A 7,986-nucleotide genomic window follows, 5' to 3' on the forward strand; every position below is an offset into this window, starting at 1 on the left:
GGAAGTCCAAAGTGTAGATCAAGATTACTTTGCCAATACAGGATCTCCACATCACATGCGCTTTGTTGATAACGTGAATGAATTTGACGTTGTTGGTACAGGAAGAACAATCCGAAGAGACAAGCAAAAATATCCTGAGGGTACCAATGTGAATTTTATTTCCATTCTTTCCCCTGATACGATTCAAGTTAGAACCTACGAAAGAGGGGTTGAAGACGAGACACTTTCCTGCGGAACAGGTGTAACAGCTTGCGCACTATTATATGGAGTGCAAAAAGAGAAGAACAATGTAAATATTCAAACTCCCGGAGGTAATCTTCAGGTTAGTTTTGAGAAAAATATCGATGGAAATTTCGAAAAGATTGTATTGACCGGACCTGCCGATCAGGTTTTCAGTGGTACCATCAGCGTAGATATTCCATCAGACGCCATTAATGAATACAATTAAATAGCCTTAGAGAAAAAGTATTTAAACAATATGTTAGAATCAATAGCAAAAGGGTTAGCAAAAGTCTTTGGTACCAAATCGGACCGAGACATTAAAGCCTTAAGCCCAGTCGTGGCACTAGTAAATACCGCCTTTGCCAAGTTGGCCGATATTTCTGATGATGAATTAAGAAATAAAACTACCAAGATAAAGGACATAATAAACGAAGACCTCAAATCATTTGATGATCGCATTTCCGAACTAAGAAATGAAATTGATCAATTAAATCCGGAGGAAGTTCAGGCCAAGGATGCACTATTTAACCAAATTGATGCGGTAGAGAAAGAAAGAGATGAAGCCCTGGAAGTAAGCTTGGAGAAAGTTTTGCCTCGGGCTTTTGCTGTGGTAAAAGAAACCGCCCGAAGACTCAAAGAAAATGGTAAGTTGACAGTCACTGCCAATTTACAAGACCAAACCATGGCTGCCTCCAAATCCTATGTGGAAATCGATGGTGACCAGGCCACTTGGAATAATACATGGACGGCTGCCGGCGTAGAAGTAACTTGGGAAATGGTTCATTATGACGTTCAGCTCTTGGGTGGTGTGGCATTGCACCGTGGAAATATTGCAGAGATGGCCACTGGTGAAGGTAAAACCTTGGTGTCTACTTTACCTGCCTATCTAAATGCGCTTGCAGGCAGAGGAGTTCATATTGTAACGGTGAATGACTACCTGGCCAAACGAGATTCTGAATGGAACGCTCCAATTTTTGAATTCCATGGATTAAAGGTGGACTGTATAGACAAATACCCACCTAATTCAGAAGCCAGAAGAACTGCTTACCAAGCGGATATTGTCTATGGTACCAACAATGAATTTGGTTTTGATTACCTAAGAGACAATATGGCCCGAGATGCTAAAGATCTTGTGCAAGGAAAACATCATTTTGCCATGATTGATGAGGTCGATTCCGTACTTATTGATGATGCAAGAACACCACTTATTATTTCCGGCCCTGTACCCAAGGGAGGAGAGCATGAGTTTTACGAAATGAAACCAAGGGTTTCCACTTTGGTTGATGAACAAAGAAAGCTGGTTCAAAACTACCTTTCCGAAGCCAAAAAGCTGATCAAGGAAGGAAATGATAAAGAAGGAGGGCTGGCCTTGTTCCGAGCTTTCCGCGGACTTCCTAAATACAAGCCTTTGATCAAATACCTCTCTGAGCCGGGTGTTAGGGTAATTCTTCAAAAAACAGAGAACTATTACCTTCAGGACAACAAAAGAAACATGCCTGAAGCGGATGAACCTCTATTGTTTACCATTGATGAAAAATCCAATAGTGTAGACCTGACAGACAATGGTATTGAAGTCATTACCAAGAAAAATGAAGACAATAATTTCTTCATTTTGCCGGATATCGGTATGGAAATCGCCGATTTGGAAAAAAATGATGAAATCGAAGACCACGAAAAACTGGTTAGAAAAGAAGAAATCATCAAAGATTATGGCGTTAAAGCCCAAAGGATCCATACAGTAAACCAACTGTTAAAATCCTACTGTATGTTTGAGAGGGACACTGAATATATTTTGGTGGACGGCAAAGTAAAAATTGTTGATGAGCAAACCGGTAGGGTAATGGAAGGCCGAAGGTATTCTGACGGACTCCATCAGGCCATAGAAGCAAAGGAAAATGTAAAGGTGGAAGATGCCACCCAGACTTATGCCACCATTACTTTGCAGAACTATTTCAGGATGTACCATAAGCTTTCCGGTATGACCGGTACTGCAGAAACAGAAGCAGGAGAGTTTTGGGAAATCTATAAATTGGATGTGGTTGTAATCCCAACCAATAAACCTATACAGCGAAAAGATCATCAGGACAAGGTTTACAAAACCGTCCGTGAAAAATTCAACGCTGTGGCAGATGAAATCAATGAACTAACCGATGCCAATAGGCCTGTGCTGGTGGGTACCACCTCAGTGGAAATTTCAGAACTACTGAGTAGGATGCTTACCATAAGAAAAATTAAACACCAGGTTCTTAACGCCAAGCAACATGCGCGTGAAGCAGATGTGGTAGCAGAAGCAGGTAAAGCCAAAACCGTAACCATAGCCACCAATATGGCAGGTAGGGGTACAGATATCAAACTTTCTCCGGAATCAAAAGAAGCAGGTGGGCTAGCCATCGTTGGTACAGAAAGACACGAATCGAGAAGGGTGGATCGACAGTTGCGTGGTAGGTCAGGAAGACAAGGGGATCCCGGATCCACACAATTTTTTGTTTCTTTGGAAGACAACCTCATGCGATTATTCGGTTCAGAAAGAATTGCCAAACTAATGGACCGAATGGGACTTGAAGAAGGTGAAGTGATTCAACATTCCATGATAACCAAATCCATTGAACGAGCTCAGAGAAAAGTTGAGGAAAACAACTTTGGCGTAAGGAAAAGGCTCTTGGAGTATGATGATGTAATGAACAGCCAAAGAGAGGTTGTTTACCGTAGAAGAAAAAATGCCTTGATAGGGGATAGGCTGGAATTAGATATTCTAAACATCATGTACGATGTTTGCGAAGACCTGATTGAAATGGGTAAAAGCACTGGTGACCTAGAAAACTTGAGAATGAATATCTTCAGTTCTCTGGGCATTGACCAACAATTTACCGAAGCTGAGCTCAAAGAGAAAGATACGGTTACCTTAACTAAAATTCTTTTTGACAAAGCCTATAAAAGCTATACCAGAAAGAACGAAGGTATTCTCAACAAAGCCATGCCTATTCTCAAAGATGTTCACAAGAACAGAGGGGCAACGGTTAAGGAAATCATGGTTCCAATTTCTGACGGTATCAAACAAATTGGAGTGGTCATCAATTTGGAATCTACCCTTAATAATGAAGGCCGAGAACTGATCAGAGCCATTGAAAAGACCGTTACATTGGCCATAATTGACCAAAACTGGAAAGAGCATTTGAGAGATATGGATGACCTGAAACAATCCGTTCAAAATGCTGTTTATGAGCAAAAAGATCCATTGTTGATTTATAAATTTGAAGCTTTTGAAATGTTCAAACGCTTTATAGGTAAATTAAATGATGATATTGTTTCCTTTATTTCTAAATCGGACCTCCCAAAACAAGATCCTGAGCAAGTAAAAGCTGCACAAAATCAATCAGGAGCAGAGCCTAAGGTAACCGCTTCCAAAGAAGAAGTAGGGAATACATTGGGTAATCAAGGTGGACAAAAGGCTGCAGTAGCCAATAGCCGACCAGCTGTAAATAGAGAGCCTGTTAAACCAAGAAAGTCAGACAAGGTTTATGGTCGAAATGACCGCGTTACTGTCAAGTACGCCAACGGGAATTTAAAGTCAGATGTTAAATATAAAAGCGTTGCGCAGGATATCGCTGATGCCAAGTGTGTAATAATCGAAGATTAAATGCCATTGACATGTTCAAAAAAATAAATATATATCTCTTGTCTCTGCTAGTTTTTAGCAGCTGTGGCATTATAAACATTCGGAAAAGCGGAGGAAATATTGATCGGTACAATAACTATACTGAAGACCTAGCGTCAAGTAGGGTTCAGTTTGCCGAGCTTCCTACTTCCGAAGCTGTGACGGAAGAAAGTAGTAGTGCTTCTGCCATTGATACTGAACTCAATAATAGGATCTCACAAATAGCTGAAGAGAATAGCAAAGAATTATTTGTAAATGGTTTTACGATATTAATTTATAGTGGAGTAGATCGAGAAAAAGCTTTTGAAATAAGAAATGAAGCCTATTCCGAATTTCCTCAAACGCAAAGCTATATGGAGTACCAGCAACCCAGGTATTTGGTTAAGGTAGGACGCTTTGTGAATAAAATAGAGGCTTTGGCCACTTACGAGAAAATGAACACCGTCTTTTCGAGTTCTAGAATTATAAAAGACAAGTTTCCGAAATTTGCCGAAGAGAAAAAAGAAGAAAATTTAGAAGATGTTGAAAGATAAAATTCACCAACTTTCCGACAAGTACAAGTCGGAAATTATTGAGCTAAGGAGACATTTACACGCCAATCCAGAATTATCCTTTAAGGAAACCAATACAGTAGCTTTTGTAGAAGAGAAATTACGTTCGTTTGGCATTACTCATATAGAATCAAAAGCTGAAACTGGCTTAGTAGTCATTATTGAAGGTAAAAACCCGGCAAAGAAGGTAATTGCTTTGAGGGGAGACATGGATGCACTTCCGATTGTAGAAGCAAATGATGTCCCTTATAAGTCTACTAATCCCGGGGTAATGCATGCTTGTGGGCATGATGTACATACTTCATCTCTACTAGGTACAGCTAAAATTTTAAATGAGTTAAAGGATGAATTTGAAGGGACCATAAAATTATTTTTCCAACCCGGAGAAGAAAAAATTCCCGGTGGTGCTTCCATGATGATCAAAGATGGAGCACTTCAAAATCCAACGCCCTCAGCAGTAATTGGACAACATGTTATGCCTTTTATACCTGTTGGAAAAGTTGGTTTTCGCAAAGGAATGTATATGGCAAGTGCTGATGAACTTTATCTAAAAGTAATAGGAAAAGGCGGTCATGGAGCAATGCCTGAAACGCTTGTTGATCCGGTTTTAATCAGTGCGCATATATTGGTGGCTCTACAGCAGGTCGTAAGTAGAAAAGCAGATCCAAAGACGCCTTCAGTTCTTTCTTTCGGTAAAGTGATTGCCGAAGGTGCCACGAACGTCATCCCCAATGAGGTAAACATAGAAGGCACTTTTAGAACCTTGAATGAGGCCTGGAGAAAAAACGCCCATGAACAGATGCTGAAAATTGCCAAAGGTATAGCCGAAGGAATGGGTGGAGAGGTAGAATTTGAAATTCGAAAGGGTTATCCTTTTCTAAAAAATGAGCCCGAACTTACCCAAAGAGCAATTACTGCAGCTGAAGAATACCTCGGTAAAGAAAATGTATTGGACATAGACATCTGGATGGCTGCGGAAGATTTTTCTTATTACACCCAAGAGATAGATGGTTGCTTTTACAGGTTAGGTACAAGAAACGAAGCAAAAGGAATCATTTCAAGTGTACATACGCCTACCTTTGACATTGATGAAGATGCCTTGGGTATCAGTACCGGCTTAATGGCTTATATCGCATTACAAGAATTAAAGCAGAAATAATTACCCCAAGGAAGCCATGAGAAAATTTATTTTAACTGCCATTGTTATGTGGAGCATTGTGTTGCACTCCTTTGGATGGGGACAGACAGGACATCGGGTGGTAGGGGAAATTGCTTCCTATCACCTAAGTAAAAAGGCAGCCAGAAGTATTCAGGATATTCTTGGTCCCGAATCCCTTGCAATGGTAGCCAATTGGATGGATGAGATCAAATCAGATCCTTCCTACAACCACCTTAATTCTTGGCATTATTTGACGGTGAAAGCTGGAAAAGGCTATGACCCATCCATACAAGAGAAGTCAGGAGACGCCTACGGAAAAACCAAAATGATAATTGCTGCTTTAAAAAATGGCACCTTCAATCAAGAAGATAAAAAGGCATACCTTAAAATGCTCGTGCATTTGGTGGGAGACTTGCATCAACCCTTACACGTCGGAACTGGCAACGACCGGGGTGGTAATGATGTAAAAGTTACTTATTTCAACCAAAACACCAACCTTCACAGTGTTTGGGATACCAAGATAATTGATGGAAAAAATTTAAGTTTCACGGAATTGTCTCAGCACCTAAATAGAAGAGCCACCAAAAAACTGGTTTCACAATACCAATCTGATAATTTGGACAAATGGTTGGAAGAAGCTGTAGAATTGAGACCTATAATATATGACTTGCCGGACAATAAACGGCTCTTTTATAGCTATGGCTACAAAACCTATCCTCATATTGAGGAGCGTTTATTGGCAGGTGGAATTCGATTGGCGGGAATTTTAAATGATATATTCAACTAAAATCAATCCCCTGCAGCCAAGACGGCCAAATCTATTTGTTCAGGCTGGCATTTAAACAAAGCATGTGCACAGGAGGCCAAAGTAGCACCTGTAGTTAACACATCATCTACTAAAAGTATCCTTTTTCCCTTAATATCGTCTGCATTCAGGGCTTCAAACACCTCGGAAACATTTTTCCACCTATCAATTCTTGATTTATTGGTTTGGGTTTCTGTTGCTTGTTTTCTCAGTAAGTATCGTTTGCACTCAATTCCTAAAGCTTCAGCAATACCTTGCCCAAATTGTTCACTTTGGTTATAACCTCTAATCTCTCTTTTCCTATGGTGCAGGGGCACCGGCACTATTTCCGTCCAATTGCTTTCATAACCTGCCTCTTTCAATAAATAACCATATTGGAGTCCAACAACTTTAGCCAATAAAGGTTTATTTTTGTATTTTATCTGGTGCAATAGTTTCTGACTAATTCCTTTTTTAGAAAACCGTAAATAAGCCATTACTTTATCAACAGGAGCTAGGCCAAGCAATTTTGTTTTCAAATCATTGTCGTTAGGAATAAGGTGATAATTGGTTATTGGCAAGGCAGAAATACATATTTTACAAAGTTCATTTTCAAATGGAAACAGACTTCTATTGCACAAACAACAAGTTTGGGGAAATACCAGTGATAAAAAATCTGTCCAATAATTGAAACGCATACCTAAATTGCCTTGTTTATAATTGATGAGCCATTTTACCTGCTATATTTGTAATAAAATGGCTTATATCAATTTATGGAAAAAAAACATAAAAAGAAATCAGTCGTAAGAAGCGAAAGAAGAAATTAAATAGTTAACATGGCACTGTTAAAAAAAGACTTGGATTTGGAAAGAAGGTGGTCGAAGCTTCTTTCTGGTTTGCAAGAAATTTTCGGTAAAAAACCATCCGATCTCAATGCCGTATTATTTATAATAGGTGTTCAGGAACTAGGGAAAGGCCCTAAAACATTTTCCAAAGAAGAAAAGCAGGATTTAATGCATATTGCAACATGCAAGGTATTAAGTTTTTCGGGTTTTTATACCCTTGACTTTATTGATCAAGACGGATGGCCACATTGGAAATTAATTAAAAAATTACCTCATTTGAATAGCGCAGACCAAGAAAAGATGCTAAAAATCCATGTTTTGGATTATTTTGAAGACGAATTTGAAATTGATATTAAATGAAAATAATTTCCTACAATGTTAATGGAATACGTGCAGCACTAAAAAAAGGCTTTGCTGACTGGTTGGAAGAAGAAAACCCTGACATGATAGGCCTACAGGAGGTTAAATCAATGGAAAACCAGATCGACATATCTATATTTGAAGATTTGGGTTACCACGTATACTGGTATCCTGCAGTGAAGAAAGGTTACAGTGGTGTGGCCATTTTGAGTAAGCAAAAGGCCAAGAATATTACTGCAGGTATAGGTATACCTGCTTATGATGATGAAGGAAGAACCATTCGGGCTGATTATGATGATTTCTCTTTTCTATGTGCCTATTTCCCTTCAGGAACAACCGGAGGCATAAGACAAGACTTTAAATACGCCTTTTTAGATGATATCTATGGTTACACCCAAGATTTGATCAAA

Annotated in this window: 7 protein-coding genes and 1 pseudogene; 7 read left to right on the top strand and 1 reads right to left on the bottom strand. The window is 39.3% G+C overall.

What is annotated here, in order from left to right; all coding sequences use genetic code 11:
• The 5 genes and pseudogenes from AAC037_RS14190 to AAC037_RS14210 all read left to right on the top strand — a co-directional run.
• A pseudogene (locus AAC037_RS14190) lies at window positions 1–448 on the top strand (diaminopimelate epimerase); the annotation flags it as partial.
• 30 nt (window positions 449–478) lie between these two features.
• A complete protein-coding gene (gene secA, locus AAC037_RS14195; protein ID WP_339903605.1) occupies window positions 479–3,859 on the top strand; it encodes a preprotein translocase subunit SecA in 3,381 nt (1,126 codons plus the stop codon).
• Between the two features lie 11 nt (window positions 3,860–3,870).
• Window positions 3,871–4,410, top strand: a complete 540-nt coding sequence (locus AAC037_RS14200; protein ID WP_339903606.1) for a hypothetical protein — start codon at window positions 3,871–3,873, stop codon at window positions 4,408–4,410.
• Window positions 4,397–5,587, top strand: a complete 1,191-nt coding sequence (locus AAC037_RS14205) for a M20 family metallopeptidase (protein WP_339903607.1) — start codon at window positions 4,397–4,399, stop codon at window positions 5,585–5,587. Before AAC037_RS14200 ends, AAC037_RS14205 begins: the two co-directional genes overlap by 14 nt.
• Window positions 5,588–5,603: 16 nt before the next feature.
• Window positions 5,604–6,374, top strand: coding sequence for a S1/P1 nuclease (locus AAC037_RS14210; RefSeq protein WP_339903608.1), 771 nt, complete (start codon window positions 5,604–5,606; stop codon window positions 6,372–6,374).
• 2 nt (window positions 6,375–6,376) lie between these two features.
• Here AAC037_RS14210 and AAC037_RS14215 read toward each other — a convergent pair whose 3' ends face one another.
• Window positions 6,377–7,069, bottom strand: coding sequence for a phosphoribosyltransferase family protein (locus AAC037_RS14215; RefSeq protein ID WP_339903609.1), 693 nt, complete (start codon window positions 7,067–7,069; stop codon window positions 6,377–6,379).
• Between the two features lie 144 nt (window positions 7,070–7,213).
• Here AAC037_RS14215 and AAC037_RS14220 point away from each other — a divergent pair, with 144 nt between their 5' ends.
• Together AAC037_RS14220 and AAC037_RS14225 are read left to right on the top strand one after the other, a co-directional pair.
• Window positions 7,214–7,576 (top strand): hypothetical protein, encoded by a 363-nt coding sequence (locus AAC037_RS14220; protein WP_339903611.1) that lies wholly within the window; start codon window positions 7,214–7,216, stop codon window positions 7,574–7,576.
• Window positions 7,573–7,986 (top strand): exodeoxyribonuclease III (locus AAC037_RS14225; RefSeq protein WP_339903610.1); only part of this gene is annotated, 414 nt, incomplete at its 3' end. The genes AAC037_RS14220 and AAC037_RS14225, both read left to right, overlap by 4 nt.

It is taken from the genome of uncultured Cyclobacterium sp., assembly GCF_963976465.1.
Lineage (GTDB): Bacteria > Bacteroidota > Bacteroidia > Cytophagales > Cyclobacteriaceae > Cyclobacterium.